Origin of the sequence: Bacillus sp. SDLI1, assembly GCF_001553895.1 — a bacterium.
Lineage (GTDB): Bacteria > Bacillota > Bacilli > Bacillales > Bacillaceae > Bacillus > Bacillus siamensis.
Map to the genome: position 1 here is coordinate 2557417 of NZ_CP013950.1, position 16324 is coordinate 2573740.

The following is a 16324-nucleotide window of genomic DNA, read 5'->3' on the forward strand; positions in this document are numbered from 1 at the left end:
TTGGAACCTACGCATCTTAGAAAAGGCGGTGAGAGTTTGACACAAGAGTATATAAGAGAAATTAAGCGGGGAGCACTGTCATGGATTGTTGAGAATATCCATTATTTTGATATGAATCATAAAGTAGCGAATGATTTCAGATGGCGGCTTAAAACATTTATAGAGCTTATTTTTCTTACCAATTACCTGATCAGAAATCAGGCAGAGGATAAGGAAGTTGCTGTTTTAACGGAGTTTATTAAAGAAAGGCTCCGTAATGATCAGCTTGAAGAATTTATTCATTTTGATCCGGACGGCCTTGCCGGATTGGCTATTGCAGGTGAATTTCTTGTCTTAACTGATCACCCGACACGGGCTTCAGTGATATGGGAGCTGGAAAAATTCACGGCGTCTCGTTTTGATGAAAGCCTTGCTAAAATTCCCTTTCGAAAAATGGATCTGAAGTACAGTCTGCAAAGAGCAGGCGTAAATTTAGAAATGCCGGATTTTTCTGATTTATACTGCTACACGGCAGCCGGTCAAAATATCCCAAATACATATATGACTGACCATGATGCGTACAGTATAACTCATACGATTTTTTATATAACAGATATGGGATGTTCTTCGCTTACAGATAAAGAGTATCATCTGCCCTCCTTAAAAGAAAAGGTCCTGAAATTTCTCGGGATTTATATATGTCTTGAGAATTTAGATATTACCAGTGAATTATTGATGTGCAGCTCTTTTTTACATATCGACATGGAAAAAGAAAATCATAAACCGCTCTATGAGGCAGCCTGGAATAAAATATTTCAGGGCCGAATGAAAGAAGGGAATATCCCGAGCATCACCTATCAACATAAACCCGGTTTGAAAGGTGAACAGCAAAGAGAAGATGTGTTTAAACACTGCTATCATACAACACTTGTCGCCGCGGGTGCCGCGCATGCCTGTCTTAGAGCAGAAAGGAACGATTAACTTGAATAGATTAGCTGAAGAGACAGATCAATTTTTATTATCTTTTGCTGAACAATCGCTTCCGGATATGAAGAGCATTCAGCTGTTTGCCGGCTTCTGCAAATACTACAGGAAGACGAGCCATTCTTCCGCTCTAAAAGAACATATTGAAAGGATTGCGGCAGCCTTCGTTGATAAGCCATGCTGGGAGGATCTGTTTCACTGTAATACGGCCATAGTCAATGAATTGATTCATATCTATTTAACGGCAAAAACTTATAAAAAGAAGCAGGGATTGCAAGCGGATGATCAGATCATACGTCATGGATTGCAAAACGGATATCTTATAAAAAAAGAATGGCCTTATTTTAAATACGCCGAATTAGTCGGTTTGCTGAACGAACTGGAAATGCCATTTGATCAGGAAAAAGTCCGTTTTTACAAAAATTCGATGTTTCAGCCTTTGCTCTGCGACGCATGGAAACGAACAGCTGAAAACGAGCTTGAGTTTATTGAGTACTGTTTTCTTCATTTGAATAAGGGAGGGCATCAGCTTCATCCCGGCTTGAAGGCTTCCATTCAAAAATGGCTTGTGTTTTGTCTCAGCAGCCGAAAAATGAAACAGCTTTGCACTATGTTATTGATCCAATCGTGTATTGATCCTTTTTTTTATGGCTGTCAAGCAGCCCTTCATTACATACATAACGAGAATCCATCCATTCAATGTGCTCCGGCTCTTTTGCCGGCGATTGAGATTCTGAATCTGGAGTGTAGAATATGCAGATAGTAAAGGGACATTTTAATATAAAAAAAACAGAGGAATGGCTGCTGGGTTTTTGGAAGAACCTTCAGCTGCAGCCGGAAGAGATGGAAGCTGATGACCTTATGCACCTGTTTTGCGGTTTAGCGGCATGTCATCATTTTGAAAGCAGAAAGGATACAGAAGAAGTTATTCTATTCCTAGACCGTTATTTCGGAGAAAAAACACATGAATGCCACCCGGTCCTGTTCGCGTATGCGTATCATGTTTACCGCAGGATGGATGCCGCAAAAAGCATTTTTTTTCATAACGGACATGAACAAATGGTCCGCGGTTTACAAGATGAACTGAAATCAGAGCCCGCCTCTATGATCCTCATGGTGTTAGCAGCTTATTTTGGGGTGGTGACCCCGGAAGAGCTGATCGTTTTCTTAGAAACCGCAATGAAACGGGAGGCCGATTTGCTCACGGCACCGGGCGGCATGCAGGAAGAACAGGCGGATGCCCTTTATGCCGTCTCTTATTTGCAAATGAAAGAATTACAGCCTTTTCTCACAAAATGGTACAAAACATCGGACTTTGCTTTCTCAGGTTTAATGTTAGCCGAGTGCAGAAAGTATCACATTGATGCCGTTGCGAAATACACAGCCATTATGAAATTTCTTCGATTCGATGAGGCTCTTTTTATACAGGAAGGGCGGGAATTTCTACGCTTTCAGCAGCGAAGCAGCGGGAGCTTCGGTTATTTGAATCCATTAGCGATGGATCAAGGGAAGGCCAGCGGCAAATTGCTGGACCGTCAGTATTTTCTGCCGTCCGCTCATTATGCCGCCGCCTCTCTGTCTATGCTGTAATGTCTCTCCTTTGAAAGACGGAAAAAGAAATCAATAAACAAATAAGAAAGTAGATCGCTATAACCGTCACGGAATAGGGAATGTTTAACGTTGAAATTGCATCACCCGCGTTTTTATTTACATAAGCAACGAGATTTAAATGCGGAAAGAGTGTAAATTTATACCATGTAAATTGGGCAAGTAAATCTGTTCCGCCCAATATACTGCCGGCAAACAGCAGTAAAACGGATAAGCAAAGGGAGAGAGCCTGGCTTTTGAACAATACTGACAAAGTGAACGCGATGGTGACAATACTTATAATTGAAATGAAACGCAAAAGAAGGATGATCCCGGATGCTTTTAAGGAACTGATGGTATACAGACTGTCATTTAAATGAGTATAGACGAGCGGATATGAAGCATTGGAAAAACCGAATAACACGCCGCCGATCAGCAAACAGCTCACACAGTAAAACAAATAAACCATACCGGTAAACAGAAGGGACGCCAGAAATTTTGATGCTAAGATCCGCCATCTTCTGTTCGGGCTTGTAGCGATAAACTTAATCGTCCCAAGGGCAAACTCTTTAGAAACAACCCCGCTGACGGTTAAAATCGCGGTTAAGCTTACGAAAATCTCAAGTCCGTTTGAAGTAACCGTGCCGAAAAACCTCCAGCCGTTCCATTCATAGGGGTTGATGTTATGCTCTAAATAATAGTCTTTATTCTTAACATCAGCAGAATAATAAACGCCTGTCGTTTCAGCCGGTTTATCAATTTCTTCCTGTTTTTTTTCGGCGAGAAGCTGTTCTTTCCAATTGTTATCCGAGGAAGCATCTAACTCATGATTCATAATAAGGCCGGCCAGCAAAACGATGAGAAACAGGAAAAAAAGAGATAAAAGCGTGCCTTTTTTTCGGGTTATTTTTATGAATTCGTTCTGCGCCAGATGAAATATGCTCATACCGCGTCCTCCTGATCTGTAATCATCATGTATTTTTCCTCCAATGACAAAGCTCTTGCAGAAACGCGGGAAATCAGAATCTCTTTCTCTGCCAAAGATTTAATGACATACGGGATGGTGTCTTCTTCCGCTTCCAATTCAATGATGCGGCTGTCTTTTTGCTGTACTTGAAGAATACCTTCCTGTTCCAATATTTCTTTCGCCCTTTCAGGATGATTGACCGTGACGGTAAACAGCTTTTTCTGGGCAGGGTCATTTCTTTGCTTCATTTCTTCAATTCCTAAAATCCGGCCCTTTTTGATATAGGCAACCCTGTCGCAAATTTCCTCCATTTCAGATAATAAATGGCTTGATAATAAAATAGAAACCCCTTGCTTCGCTAAATCAGAAAGAATGGTGCGCAATTCTCTCATTCCTTTAGGATCGAGGCCGTTCATCGGTTCATCCAGAATTAATAACCCGGGATTGTGAAGAAGAGAATAAGCGAGCCCCAAGCGCTGTTTCATACCTAATGAGAAATGTTTCACTTTTTTACGGGCAGCCTGCTCTAATCCGACTTTTGCAAGGATATTCATGAGGTCATCCGTTTTCAGCGGGGTGCTCCGCAGTCTGGTGAAATATTTCAGGTTTTGCAAAGCGGTCATATTCGGATACATGTCCGGGCCTTCGATGATAACCCCGATATGTTTCATAAAATATTCAAAGTCGCTGTCCGGTCTGCCCCTGAACGAAATGGTTCCTTCCGTTTTTTTAATAAGCTGTACGATCATTCTGAAAATAGTGGTTTTTCCCGAGCCGTTCGGTCCGAGAAGGCCGAAAATCTCACCTTTTCTCACCTCGAAAGAAATTGACTGTACAATCGGAGTATGATTGATGGTTTTAGAAACATTTTTCAATATCAGGGCCGGTTCAGTCATGATATTTGCACACCTTCCTTATGAATTAGGATAAAAGCCGTCAAAACCGAAGAACATGCTTCCGATCAGACCGGCGGCGATTAAAATGAGAGCAATGCTATACCACATTTTCCGATTCAATGGTTTCCCTCCTTACAACGCTGACATTCCATTTGAAATAGCGCAAAAAGATGCGGAATATCAGTTTCGAAAGATCAAATCCTGCCATAAACACCGCCATACCGGCTCCGAGGACAATACATCCGTTAAAGACGGCTGTTACAATCGGCACTTTTACGAGGAGAAAGAATGATCCGGTCATCAGCATAAGGCCGATTGCCATCAAACTTAATACCGTAACAGAGGCAAAAAGAAACGGTGTCAGCATAAACATGAAGTTGAACATGCCCATACCCAGCAGCAGGCCGAATGCCTTGAAAAAGGAGCGCCATGTCTTCTGCTCCTGGGCATTATTGATGAAAATATCCGCTTTTAGAGTGCGCGCAAGTGTTTTGGGATTACCTAAATTGCCGGCGATTTGTTCATCGCTTTTTCCTTCAGCCCCGCCCATGTCAAATATTTCGCTGATATCCGCGAGTATCTCTTTTTGCTCAAATTCCGGCAGATCTTTGATTTCCCGCTGGAGATGTTTTAAATATTGGTCTTTACACATTCATTTTCCCTCCTTAATGATGCTGTTCACTTTTTCGGACAGGTCAAGCCATTCCGATTTTAATGTGTGATGATAAAAGGCGCCTTCTTCTGTTACTTTGTAATATTTGCGTGACGGGCCTTGATCTGAAGCTGCTGTATACGTTTTTAAATAGTTATTTTTTGTGAGTCTTCGTAATATGGGGTAGATGGTGCCCTCCGATACAGGGAACGTTTCACTTATGATCTTGATTAATTCATAACCATATAAATCTTCATAAAGAAGCAGGGATAACACACAAAGTTCCAACGCTCCTTTTCGTAATTGGCTACTCATTTACTATCATTCCCATCATATCTAATAATTGTATTCTCTATACAGTGTATTGCACAGTAGTTAATCAATCAATAATTCCCAAGAACCATTTGGGGTGAGGAATTGAATCTTTATGCTTATGTACGGGCGGGAACCGAGTTATGCAGGCCTTGCGGGAAGAAGACCTCATGAACAATGTTTACATTAATATAGATCAGGTTGTACGTCATTGACAAATGGCAAAAACCCCTTTTTCCATGACAAGGAAAGGGGGTTTTTCCGTTATTCGGCCATTTTTTCTAAATTGCCGTTCCGGTCCATTTTGAAGGACGGGGAGGCGTGTTCGTCTTCTTCAAATAAAACTAGTTTTCTGGCTCTGTTCATAATTTTAACCAAGGTTTCGTAGTCTTCCTGGATGGTTTTTTGGTCTTTTTCAAGCTTTTCGACAGCCGCTTCCAGCTGCTCGGTTTTAGACTGCAATTCTTGGTTTTCCCGTTTTAAACGGTCATTTTCCATTTGCAGGGCCGAAGTTTGCTTTCCGCTGCCTTCATAGCTCTGCAGAAATTGAATGACGTCTGCCATTGTGAGCTCCGCCTTTTGGCTCGGCTGCTGAGGCGCCAGCAAATGTGATAAACTAGCTAACTCTTCCTTGAAGCTTTCATCGACATAAGGCATATGTTCGCCGGACATGACAGCTTGCCGGTCTTCTTTAGGCGCTTCTGCTTGAACCGTCTCTTCGGCTGCGGTTTCCTGCATGATATCCGCTTCCGGAGCAGGCGGCTGATATAATAGTTTCTTCTTGGCCGGCTGTCCGTTTCCGAGCGCGCGCATCCGCTGTTTTCGCTGTTTTTTGGCGAGCTGAAGCGCTTTTTCGTATTGATGGCGGACGACGGCATTCCATCTGAATCCGCACGCTGCCGACGTTCTGTTTAATTTATCGCCTACCTCTTCAAAGGCGTTCAGCTGCGTGCTTCCTTCCCGAACGTGACGGAGCACGGTTTCCGCAAGCAGCAGGTCGTTTTCCTCTGACCAGGCGTCCTGTCTTTGTTTTGTCAATGTTCTCAACCCCCAATATCTTTGATGGTATTAGAATGTCCAGATTGGAAAATATTTATACAAATTGGCTGAAAGAATGAGAGATACGCAGGGCCTTGCAGGATAAGATGAATCCTTGTACAATGAGATGTGATGTGATTTTTTTCGTTTTTAAAATTAAGATTTAACATAGAGGAACATTGAATGAAGGGAAGCGTACATCATGGCTAATGAATTCCGAGTGTGTGATGATTGCCAAGCCACCAATATTAAGACATTGCTGCCGCGTTTAAAAGAAGCTGACCCGGATGCAAAAGTGGAGGTCGGCTGTCAGTCATATTGCGGACCCGGACGCAAAAAATCGTTTGCTTTCGTAAACAACCGCCCGCTGTCGGCGCCGACTGAGGACGAGCTGATTGAGAAAGTGAAAAAGAAGATCAAAAAGTAAATGTGTGTTTCGACAGCCTCGCCCGATGGGTCAGGCTTTTTTGCTTCAAAAAATTCAGTTTCGGAAAAAGTGGAACAAAACGCCGGACAAATTCAAGGATGTTTTCAAAAGACTGAGCCGATATAATAGAATCACGGCTAAAAAAAAGAGGGAATGACGATGGCGTATCCAAATGGAAAATTATCAGAAGAAAAAGTGTTTAAAGATCCCGTTCACCGCTATGTTCATGTGCGGGACAAGCTGATCTGGGATTTGATCGGCACCCGTGAATTTCAGCGGCTGCGCCGGATCAAACAGCTCGGTACGACGTATTTGACGTTTCACGGCGCGGAACACAGCCGTTTTAACCATTCTCTCGGCGTCTATGAGATTGTCAGAAGAATGGTTGACGATGTTTTTAAAGGGCGCCCTGAATGGGATGACAATGAACGCGAACTCTGTCTCAGCGCAGCGCTTTTGCACGATTTGGGACATGGGCCGTTTTCGCATTCCTTTGAAAAGGTTTTTCATCTGGATCATGAAGACTATACGAGGGAAATTATTCTCGGCGATACCGAGGTGAATCAGGTTCTCAGAAAGGCGGGTCCCGGATTTCCGCAGGATGTTGCAGAAGTCATTGCTAAAACATACAGAAACAAACAGGTGGTCAGCCTGATTTCGAGCCAGATTGACGCCGACCGGATGGATTATCTTCAGCGGGACGCGTACTATACGGGCGTCAGCTACGGACATTTTGATATGGAACGGATTTTAAGGGTGATGCGTCCGCGTGAGGACCAGATCGTCATTAAGCAAAGCGGCATGCACGCCGTCGAAGACTATATTATGAGCCGCTATCAAATGTATTGGCAGGTGTATTTTCATCCCGTGACGAGAAGCGCTGAAGTCATTTTGACGAAAATCCTCCACCGTGCGAAGCAGCTCCATGAAGAAGGGTATATCTTCACGCATGCTCCCGTTCATTTTTATTCCATCTTTGAAGGGAAGCTGACGCTTGACGATTATCTGAAGCTTGATGAAGCCATCATTTTATATTATTTCCAGGCTTGGGAGGATGAAGAGGATCAGATTCTGTCCGACTTGTGCCGCCGCTTTATTAACCGCCAGCTGTTTCAGTATGCCGAATTCAACCCGAATGAGGAAATGTCGGCTTATTTTGAACTGACCGCTCTGTTTAAAGAGGCGGGAATTGATCCCAATTATTATTTGGTGGTCGATTCTTCATCGGATCTGCCGTATGATTTTTACCGGCCGGGTGAAGAGGAGGAGCGTCTGCCGATTCATCTGTTAACGCAGAACGGCCAGATCAAAGAGCTGTCCAGGCAGTCCGCTATTGTCGAATCCATTTCGGGAAAACTGCGGACGGATCATAAGCTGTACTATCCGATGGACCTCATTTTTGACGATTCAGAAAACCCTGAAGCGAAATTAAAAATCCGGCAGCTGCTGGGACTGACATAAAAGGATTTTGGTAAAGAAGGAAAAGGAGATGTCGGGAATTTGTTGAAAGAACATGCAAAACTGATGAAGGTGTTCTCGGATTCTGGAGAAATCATCGGGCGGAAAAAGCTGCAGAAAATCATTTATATCGCGAAGAAAATGCAGTATCCTTTCTACGAAAAATATGATTTTCATTTTTACGGCCCGTATTCCGAAGAACTGACGCTTCGAATTGAAGAGCTGTGCAATCTTGGGTTTCTGGATGAGGTGAAGGAAAAAAAGGGCGGCTACTTTCAATACCGGTATTCGCTGACGGAGACGGGCGCTGAGTTTTTACATCACGCGGAGCTGACGATGCCGGATATGAAGAAGTACATCGACAGCGTCAACAGCCGTTCATCCCGGTTTCTGGAGCTGGTGTCTACGATTTTGTATTTTGACGGCCTTGAAGCTGAGGAGAAGAAAGAGAAAGTGTTTACGATCAAGAGCAAGCAGAAATATACAGATGAAGAATATGATGAGGCGCTTCACTACATAGAAGAGCTGAAACACATTTGTTAAAGGCGATGGCTTTCGTCTTTTTTTATGTAAAAACCAGGCCGCAACATGCGGGCCTGGTTTTGTTTATTGTCTCAATTTGCTGTGCTTGTACGAATATAAAAAGTAAACGATCACGCCGATGATCAGCCAGGCGGCAAAATAAAGCCACGTTTTCAGCGGCAGATTGACCATTAAAAACAAACAGCAGATAATGGCCAAAATCGGCAGTACGGGTACGAAAGGCACTTTAAATCCCCGTGGAAGATCTTTATGGGTGCGGCGCAGAATCAGCACGGACAGACTGACCATGGCGAATGTCAGCAATGCGCCGATGTTTGAGAGATCCGACAGTTCTTTCAGATCAACAAAACCCGCGATGCTTGCGCTGATCAGTCCGATCAGCCACGTATTAAAGATCGGCGCTCCCGATTTCTTTCCGACAATGGTAAAGACTTTCGGCAGCATTCCGTCTCTTGCCATCGCAAAAGATATACGGGTCGCCGCATAGGTATGGGCGAGAACGACGGCCATCAGCCCGATCACCGCTCCGGCAGCGATCACACCCGCCACCGCGTTTTGTCCGACAGTCTGCAATACATAAGACATGGCTTCCGGCACATTAAGCTGTGTATACGGAACCATCCCCGTCATGACGAGACAGACAATGACGTATACTAATGTACAGATCACCAGTGAACCGATAATGCCGATCGGCAGGTTGCGCTGCGGTTTTTTGACTTCTTCAGCCGAAGCGGAAATCGCGTCAAACCCGAGAAACGCAAAAAAGACGGCAGAAGCCCCTGTGATGACGCCTTTCATTCCAAAAGGCATAAAAGGATGCCAATTGCCCGGCTTTACAAAAAAGCTTCCTGTGATGATAAACAGCAAAACAATTCCGATTTTTACGAGAACCATTATATTATTAAATGTTTTGCTCTCTTTGGAGCCGCGTGACAGAACGACCGCAATTAATAGAGTAATGATGATGGCAGGAAGGTTGACGATGCCTCCCTGGCTCGGCACGTGCAGCAGACTGTCCGGCAAAGGCATGCCGATTTCGGCTAACAGATTATTGAAATAGCTTGACCAGCCGCTTGCGACCGCGGATGCCGTCACCATATAAACGGATAAGAGCGTCCAGCCCATTAAATGGCCGATAATTTCTCCCATCGTCGTGTAAGAGTAAATATAAGCACTTCCGTAAACCGGGAGAACAGAAGCGATTTCGGCGTAACATAATGCTGCAAGGCTGCAGACAACGGCTGCAATGATAAAAGAAAAGATAACGGAAGGCCCGGCGTTTTTCGCGGCCGTAATGCCTGTAAGGACCATGACACCCGTCCCGATGACGGCGCCGATGCCCAGTAATGTTAAATCAAATCCACCCATCGTTTTGGCAGTCTGCCTGTTTCTGCTTTGTTCAAGCAGCTGGGTGATGTCTTTTTTTTGTAGGATATTCCGCAACACGCATCCCTCCATCCGAAAGCAAAAACCAAGAGGAGCTCTTTGGCTTTTACCCGTGTCACATCTTCTGTGTAATCAACAATCCTGTGTTCTGTTTCCCTGTCTGTTTCGTTTCTTTTCCAATCATATTGTCTGCCGCATCCGATCAGATCAGCCGCCTTTATGATTTTACCTGAATCGTGTCTATAAAACCAGCATTGCATAAAAGGATATGGTAAAAAAGAGGGAGACAAAAGTCTGTACAAGGCAGGATAAAAGTTGCGGGCATTCCGGCCGGAACTTTGACTTTCTCCGTAAGGTATCAGTAAAATGTAATAAAAAACAAACAAATGATGATGGATGCATCTTGAAATGGGGAGTTTCTGCATGAAGCACGATAACTTGCAAGCAAATGTACTGGATTACGCTCTTACAAAGTATTTAAAGAGCACGAAAAAGCTTGATGAGGCGACAATTCCGAAGAGTATCAACAATATCAGAGGATTTATTCTGAGGATTATTTACCGGCACGGCACGTGTACGATTAAAGATATATTGCAGGAGGTTACATTATCACCTTCCGCCACGACAACCGCTCTCAATCATTTAGAAAAAGAAGGGTTCGTGGAAAGGTCGAGAAACAACGAAGACCGCCGCACGGTATGGATGACGCTTTCCGAATCGGGGAAAATGGCGGCCATGCAAATGATTGAAAACCGGCAGCTGCTGATTGACGAACTGTTCGAAGCATTGACAGAGGAAGAAAAGAAAATCTTTTTCGGCCTGGTTGAAAAGGTTGTGAAATAAGCCGGCCTGCGTACAGCATTGCCGGCCTTTATCAAGGATTACTCCGTATCGCTGATCCGTTTGCCGGCGACGGCGTAATGATCCTTCCTCATTTCTTCAATCATGACAATGATCTTTTCTTCGGCTGCGCCTGTCGTTTCTTTGACGGCTTCTGTTACTTTTTCAACCAGATTCCGTTTTTGTTCATCTGTGCGGCCTTCAAGCATTTTAACGGTTACGAGCGGCATGGTGCTGATCCTCCTTTATCGTTTCCTCTCTTTGGAAGAGAGATCACTTATAGTATACTGAATGAAGGACAATCTTGCATTTTTAAAAAAAGGGGATTTTTACATTTGGACAGATTTTTATATTATCCGCTGGAGCTTATGCCCTATGTCGTAATTACGCTGATCGTGGCATTTACGATGCATGAACTGGCGCACGCGTATGTCGCGTATCGGTTCGGTGATGATACAGCGGCCAGACAGGGAAGATTAACGCTCAATCCGATTAAACATCTTGATGTTTTCGGAACCATTCTTATTTTGGTCGCGGGTTTCGGCTGGGCCCGTCCGGTGCCGGTGAACCGCCGCGCCTTTAAAAGACCGCGGCTGGCCGGGGTGCTGGTTTCCGTCGCCGGGCCTGTAAGCAACCTGCTTCTTGCCTTTATCGGTTTCTTTTTGCTAGTGTTGATGCATGCTTACGGAATGGAGCTGCTTTCGGCATTCAGCATGGGGCTTGACCGCTTTTTCTCTATTTGGATTCAGCTGAATCTCGCGCTTTGTTTATTCAACCTGCTGCCGCTTCCTCCGCTTGACGGCTACCGGATGATTGAGGATCTCGTGCCGCCGCGGGTGCGCGCGAAAATGACTCAATTTGAGAGCTACGGGATCATCGTGTTTCTCGTGCTGTTTGTGACACCGGTCGGCTCCTATGTCGTGTGGCCGCTGTTAAGCGAGGGAAGAGACTGGATTCTCAAGGTTTTTGCCATTATATTTCAACCGCTTTTGTAGGAGGGTATTTTCATGGAAGAAAAAAAGAAAAAAACAATCGGATTTAATATCATTAAAAGTGATCCGACCGACGGACATGGCGGTTTCGGCGCCGGATCGCTGAGCCTTGACAATATTTCTCCGGTATTTGTCGATGTGGAAGAGAAGGAAGCCTTCGTCGATATCGGCGCCATGCACGCCCGCAGTGTCGTGGAAAAAGGGATCAAATTCCTGCCGAACAAGGATGAAGTGCCGAACGGAAAACCGTACTGGCTCGTGTGGGTCACCATTGACAGAAAAGAAGAAGGCCCTTATTACGCGGGTGTGACGGCTTGTGAAATGACAGTGGACAGAAGTATCCGCAGAGGCTATAAGTCATTGCCGGAGCATGTGAATTTAATGGATAAATCAATGAAGCGCCGCATTATCTTGGATAAAATGGATGACAGCTCAAAGCAGGTGCTTGCTGAATTTCTTCAGAAGCATGACCAAGGGCTCTGGGAACGATCATCTGATGAATTGAAGACGGGTCTGCTTCCGGAAGAAAAATAATTTGTGAACTTTTTGTGAACTTTATAAATATTTGCACTATTTTACATTTTTACTGAGTAAACTGTTGATACAGAATCAGGACATGGAAAGTCCCGAGCCGAACCAAGACTCGGGGTTTTTCATGTTTAGCGGAGGTTTCATCATGTTCACCGTATTTGAAATCGGGCCTTGGGTCATTGAAGCAGATGCGGCGGAAACGAGAAAACAATATGAAAAATCATGGGCTGATCCTTGCGATTGCGGGAGCTGCCGGAACTTTTCCGAGGCGATGAATCTCCTTCCCGCCGAGAAAACAAGGCTGTTTACGCAGTTTGGGATTCGTCCGGCTGTCTGTCACGACTTGGGGGAGCATGGAAAGGAAAACGGCCTGCATCATTATGCGGGCAGTTATCCGATTGTCGGCAGGCTTAGGGAAGGCGGGCCGAAGTTTCATATTGAGAGAGCGGGAGATATCCGCTTTTCATTTTCTTTGCCGAGTACAACATTTTTTATACCGAAGGATTTTCCCGATCCTATTATCCATCTCGACTTTTCACTTTTGCTCCCGTGGGTGCTTGAGGAAGAAGCGGAGTAAAGCCCGGCGCACGATGCACCGGGCTTAGTCTTTTTTGCCGAGCCACTTATCCCACCACTTTCTGCGCGGAGGTTCCTTGCGGGCGGGAGCGTGTTCCTTTTCTTTTTTAGACGGTTCCGGTCCGTAGCACACATCGGCGGGCTCTGTGCCTGCGATAAAATACGTATAATGCTTTGCGGCGCATCCGGGTCCGGAAGTGTAGCCGGAAGCGGGATCGATATAGACGCCCGTGACGCCCTTCGGCGGTTTAAGCGCTATTTCCGGTTCTCCTTTAAGCGCCTTCTCCATAAAGTCCGCCCAAATGGTCTTCGCATAGCTTTTTTCCTCTACGGAATCTATCGTGCTGCTTTTGTCATAGCCTGTCCAAACACCGGCAGCAAGAGCGGGATTAAAGCCGATCATCCAGCTGTCCGCGCTCGTGGTGCCTGATTTCCCGCCGTACGTCCGGGTCAGCCTGTCTGAAATGGTGCGTCCTGTGACGGAAGTATAGCCGTTTAAATCCTGATCAAACATGCCCGTCATCATGCTCGCCGTCACAAATGCGGCTTTTTTATCGAGCGCCTGCTGATGTCTGTGCGGCTGTTCATACAAGACATTGCCGGCGGTATCCGTCACTTTTGTGATAAAGGAAGGGGTGATTTGCTTCCCCCCGTTTGCGAGCATCGCGTAGGCATTGACCATTTCAATCGGGCGCACGGGTTCAGTTCCGAGCGCCAGAGACGGAAGGGGCTTTAAATGTTCGCTGATGCCGAATTCCTTTGCCGCCGACACGAGCTTATTCGTGCCGAGAAAGAGATGGGTCTTCACGGCATAGATGTTGTCTGATAACGCAAGCGCCTGAAGCAGCGTAATCGGTTTATTGGCGTAGTAGCCGTTGTAATTGCTTGGAGAATAAGTATCTCCGTTATCGTCAATCTGAAACTCTGTTTCTTCGCTTTTCATCAGCGTGACCGGAGTAAAGCCGCTTTGAATCGCTTTGTAGTATAAAAGCGGCTTGATCGTGGAAGCCGGCTGGCGTTTCGCCTGTGTCGCCCGGTCAAAAGGGCTTTTTTCGTAATCACGTCCGCCGATCAGCGCAAGTACGCGCCCTGTTGCCGGATCAATCGCGGAAAAGCCGACCTGAATGTCAGAGCCGGTCCGGATCGTATGTGCCACAGTGTTTTCTGCGATCCGCTGCATGCGCTTATCAAGCGTTGTATAAACACGCAGCCCGCTCGTTGTCAGCTGTTCGCGCGTCATCCCGAGCTTTTTCTCGAGTTCTTTCATCGCATCATCGTAAAAATAAGGCGCCGTTTTTGCCGCGGTTCTGTTTTTCAGCGGCTGATAGGCAAGCGGTGTTTTCTTGAGTTTTTCCGCCTTTTCTTTTGAGATCATTTTCTGTTCGGTCATCAATCGGAGAATGGTTTCCTGGCGCTGTTTGGCCTTCTTTTCACTGATATAAGGCGAATAGCCGGACGGGCCTTTCGGTATGCCTGCCAAAAGCACGGCTTCCGCATCGTTCAGATCTTTGGCGTGTTTGCCGAAATACAGGCGGGAGGCGGCTTCAATTCCGTATGCGCCGTGGCCGTAATATATCGTATTTACATAACCTTCTAAAATCTCATTTTTAGAATAGTTCTGTTCAAGGCGGATCGTATAAAATGCTTCATTCCATTTTCGTTTCCATGTCTTATCATGCTCAAGATAGAGGTTTCTTGCGTATTGCTGGGTGATGGTGCTGGCGCCCTGAACCTTGGCCATTGCTTTTATGTCAGCAAGCGCGGCAGCGGCCATCCGCCGGTAATCAAATCCGTGGTGGCTGTAAAAGTTTTGATCTTCTACCGCAATGGCGGCCTGCACCGCCATCGGATTAATATCTTTTAACCGGACCCAGTAGCGTTTTTCACCGAAATCGGTCTCTCCCAGCTTTGAGCCGTCATTTGCATAAAGAATCGTAGACTGAGGGACCCGGACGGAGGGGGCGCCCTGCCATTTCGCTGCAAGAAGAACGGATGTGAAGCAGACGCCGGCCAGCATTCCGCCGATCAGCGTCAGAAAGATGCAGGCGCGGATGATTTTGAGCGTGATTCTGAGCTGTTTTCCAGATACTTTATCCACTTTTGGGAACCCCCTTTTTCATGATTCTATTATTATGTGAAAAAAGGGGGTTTTTTAAACATATCAAACCGGACACTTCTTTACTTTTTCCCCGCCATCCTCTATACTTTTTCCTTAGGTGAAAATGAGATTTTAACCGGAATAAAAGCGAAACAGACGCTTACAATAAATGAAATAAGCCTTGAAAGGGAGATGACAATTGAGCGAGCTTTGGTATACGGAGAAGCAGACGAAGAATTTCGGCATTACATTAAAGGTGAAGCAAACATTACATACTGAACAGACGGAATTTCAGCATCTGGAAATGGTAGAGACAGAAGAATTCGGAAACATGCTGTTCTTAGACGGAATGGTCATGACTTCTGAAAAAGACGAATTCGTTTATCATGAAATGGTTGCGCACGTACCGCTATTTACGCACCCGAATCCGGAAAACGTCCTCGTTGTGGGCGGCGGAGACGGCGGTGTTATCAGAGAGATTTTGAAGCACCCGGGTGTAAAAAAAGCGACGCTTGTCGACATTGACGGCAAGGTCATTGAATACTCTAAAAAATTTCTTCCGTCCATTGCGGGCAAACTTGATGATCCGCGCGTCGACGTAAGAGTCGATGACGGCTTCATGCACATCGCGAAATCAGAAAATAAGTATGACGTCATCATGGTTGATTCAACAGAGCCGGTCGGGCCAGCCGTCAATCTGTTCTCAAAAGGCTTCTATGCCGGAATTTCCAAGGCGTTAAAAGAAGACGGCATCTTCGTCGCGCAGACGGACAACCCGTGGTTTACGCCGGAACTGATTACAAACGTACAGCGTGACGTGAAAGAAATCTTCCCGATCACCCGCCTGTATACGGCAAATATCCCGACGTACCCAAGCGGTCTGTGGACATTTACAATCGGTTCTAAAAAGTACGATCCGCTTGAAGTGGAGGACAGCCGTTTCTTCGAGATCGACACGAAGTATTACACGAAAGAGCTTCACAAAGCGGCATTTGTTCTTCCGAAATTTGTGAGCGACTTAATCAAATAAAAATGTATGGCGCAGGAGCGAATCTTGC

Annotated in this window: 19 protein-coding genes; 11 read left to right on the forward strand and 8 right to left on the reverse strand. The window is 45.5% G+C overall.

Features of this window, described 5'->3' with window-relative positions; all coding sequences use genetic code 11:
- The first annotated feature begins 36 nt into the window (after positions 1–36).
- Genes AUL54_RS12285 through AUL54_RS12295 form a run of 3 tightly spaced genes read left to right on the forward strand, consistent with a single transcriptional unit; the run spans position 37 to position 2553 of the window.
- Positions 37–960, forward strand: coding sequence for a DUF6895 family protein (locus AUL54_RS12285; protein ID WP_060964009.1), 924 nt, complete (start codon positions 37–39; stop codon positions 958–960).
- Positions 929–1726, forward strand: coding sequence for a hypothetical protein (locus AUL54_RS12290; protein ID WP_060964010.1), 798 nt, complete (start codon positions 929–931; stop codon positions 1724–1726). The genes AUL54_RS12285 and AUL54_RS12290 overlap by 32 nt, the downstream gene beginning before the upstream one ends.
- Positions 1717–2553, forward strand: a complete 837-nt coding sequence (locus tag AUL54_RS12295) for a hypothetical protein (RefSeq protein WP_060964011.1) — start codon at positions 1717–1719, stop codon at positions 2551–2553. Before AUL54_RS12290 ends, AUL54_RS12295 begins: the two co-directional genes overlap by 10 nt.
- Here the strand turns inward: AUL54_RS12295 and AUL54_RS12300 are convergent.
- The 5 genes from AUL54_RS12300 to AUL54_RS12320 all read right to left on the reverse strand — a co-directional run bounded on the left by AUL54_RS12300 (position 2543) and on the right by AUL54_RS12320 (position 6415).
- On the reverse strand, positions 2543–3496 hold the full coding sequence (locus AUL54_RS12300; protein WP_060964012.1) for an ABC transporter permease: 954 nt from the start codon (positions 3494–3496) through the stop codon (positions 2543–2545). The genes AUL54_RS12295 and AUL54_RS12300 overlap by 11 nt on opposite strands.
- Positions 3493–4413, reverse strand: a complete 921-nt coding sequence (locus AUL54_RS12305) for an ABC transporter ATP-binding protein (RefSeq protein ID WP_060964013.1) — start codon at positions 4411–4413, stop codon at positions 3493–3495. The genes AUL54_RS12300 and AUL54_RS12305 overlap by 4 nt, the downstream gene beginning before the upstream one ends.
- Before the next feature lie 97 nt (positions 4414–4510).
- Positions 4511–5065, reverse strand: coding sequence for an HAAS signaling domain-containing protein (locus AUL54_RS12310; RefSeq protein WP_060964014.1), 555 nt, complete (start codon positions 5063–5065; stop codon positions 4511–4513).
- On the reverse strand, positions 5066–5380 hold the full coding sequence (locus tag AUL54_RS12315; RefSeq protein WP_012118696.1) for a PadR family transcriptional regulator: 315 nt from the start codon (positions 5378–5380) through the stop codon (positions 5066–5068). It lies immediately after the preceding gene.
- A gap of 261 nt (positions 5381–5641) precedes the next feature.
- Positions 5642–6415, reverse strand: coding sequence for an RsfA family transcriptional regulator (locus tag AUL54_RS12320; RefSeq protein ID WP_060964015.1), 774 nt, complete (start codon positions 6413–6415; stop codon positions 5642–5644).
- Positions 6416–6617: 202 nt separating this feature from the next.
- On the opposite strand from AUL54_RS12320, the gene AUL54_RS12325 reads away from it, so the two are divergent.
- The 3 genes from AUL54_RS12325 to AUL54_RS12335 all read left to right on the forward strand — a co-directional run bounded on the left by AUL54_RS12325 (position 6618) and on the right by AUL54_RS12335 (position 8843).
- Positions 6618–6842 (forward strand): YuzB family protein, encoded by a 225-nt coding sequence (locus AUL54_RS12325; RefSeq protein ID WP_003151034.1) that lies wholly within the window; start codon positions 6618–6620, stop codon positions 6840–6842.
- Between the two features lie 159 nt (positions 6843–7001).
- Complete coding sequence (locus AUL54_RS12330) at positions 7002–8303, forward strand: HD domain-containing protein (RefSeq protein ID WP_060964016.1); 1302 nt, start codon at positions 7002–7004, stop codon at positions 8301–8303.
- A 39-nt stretch (positions 8304–8342) separates the two neighbouring features.
- Positions 8343–8843, forward strand: coding sequence for a YwgA family protein (locus tag AUL54_RS12335; RefSeq protein WP_007407653.1), 501 nt, complete (start codon positions 8343–8345; stop codon positions 8841–8843).
- 63 nt (positions 8844–8906) lie between these two features.
- Here the strand turns inward: AUL54_RS12335 and AUL54_RS12340 are convergent, their stop codons facing one another.
- Positions 8907–10286 (reverse strand): amino acid permease, encoded by a 1380-nt coding sequence (locus AUL54_RS12340; RefSeq protein ID WP_060964017.1) that lies wholly within the window; start codon positions 10284–10286, stop codon positions 8907–8909.
- A 366-nt stretch (positions 10287–10652) separates the two neighbouring features.
- On the opposite strand from AUL54_RS12340, the gene AUL54_RS12345 reads away from it, so the two are divergent.
- Positions 10653–11072, forward strand: coding sequence for a MarR family transcriptional regulator (locus AUL54_RS12345; RefSeq protein WP_060964018.1), 420 nt, complete (start codon positions 10653–10655; stop codon positions 11070–11072).
- A gap of 38 nt (positions 11073–11110) precedes the next feature.
- Here the strand turns inward: AUL54_RS12345 and AUL54_RS12350 are convergent, their stop codons facing one another.
- On the reverse strand, positions 11111–11299 hold the full coding sequence (locus AUL54_RS12350; RefSeq protein ID WP_003151042.1) for a 2-hydroxymuconate tautomerase: 189 nt from the start codon (positions 11297–11299) through the stop codon (positions 11111–11113).
- 105 nt (positions 11300–11404) lie between these two features.
- Here AUL54_RS12350 and AUL54_RS12355 point away from each other — a divergent pair, with 105 nt between their 5' ends.
- From AUL54_RS12355 to AUL54_RS12365, 3 genes are all read left to right on the forward strand, one after another.
- On the forward strand, positions 11405–12064 hold the full coding sequence (locus AUL54_RS12355) for a site-2 protease family protein (RefSeq protein WP_060964019.1): 660 nt from the start codon (positions 11405–11407) through the stop codon (positions 12062–12064).
- A gap of 12 nt (positions 12065–12076) precedes the next feature.
- On the forward strand, positions 12077–12595 hold the full coding sequence (locus AUL54_RS12360; RefSeq protein ID WP_060964020.1) for a YwhD family protein: 519 nt from the start codon (positions 12077–12079) through the stop codon (positions 12593–12595).
- A gap of 142 nt (positions 12596–12737) precedes the next feature.
- The gene (locus AUL54_RS12365) at positions 12738–13169 is read left to right on the forward strand and encodes a hypothetical protein (protein WP_060964021.1); all 432 of its coding nucleotides are present in this window, start codon (positions 12738–12740) and stop codon (positions 13167–13169) included.
- Between the two features lie 24 nt (positions 13170–13193).
- Here AUL54_RS12365 and AUL54_RS12370 read toward each other — a convergent pair whose 3' ends face one another.
- A complete protein-coding gene (locus AUL54_RS12370; protein ID WP_060964022.1) occupies positions 13194–15266 on the reverse strand; it encodes a transglycosylase domain-containing protein in 2073 nt (690 codons plus the stop codon).
- A gap of 199 nt (positions 15267–15465) precedes the next feature.
- Here AUL54_RS12370 and speE point away from each other — a divergent pair, with 199 nt between their 5' ends.
- A complete protein-coding gene (gene speE, locus AUL54_RS12375) occupies positions 15466–16296 on the forward strand; it encodes a spermidine synthase (protein ID WP_060964023.1) in 831 nt (276 codons plus the stop codon).
- The last annotated feature ends 28 nt before the right edge of the window (positions 16297–16324 follow it).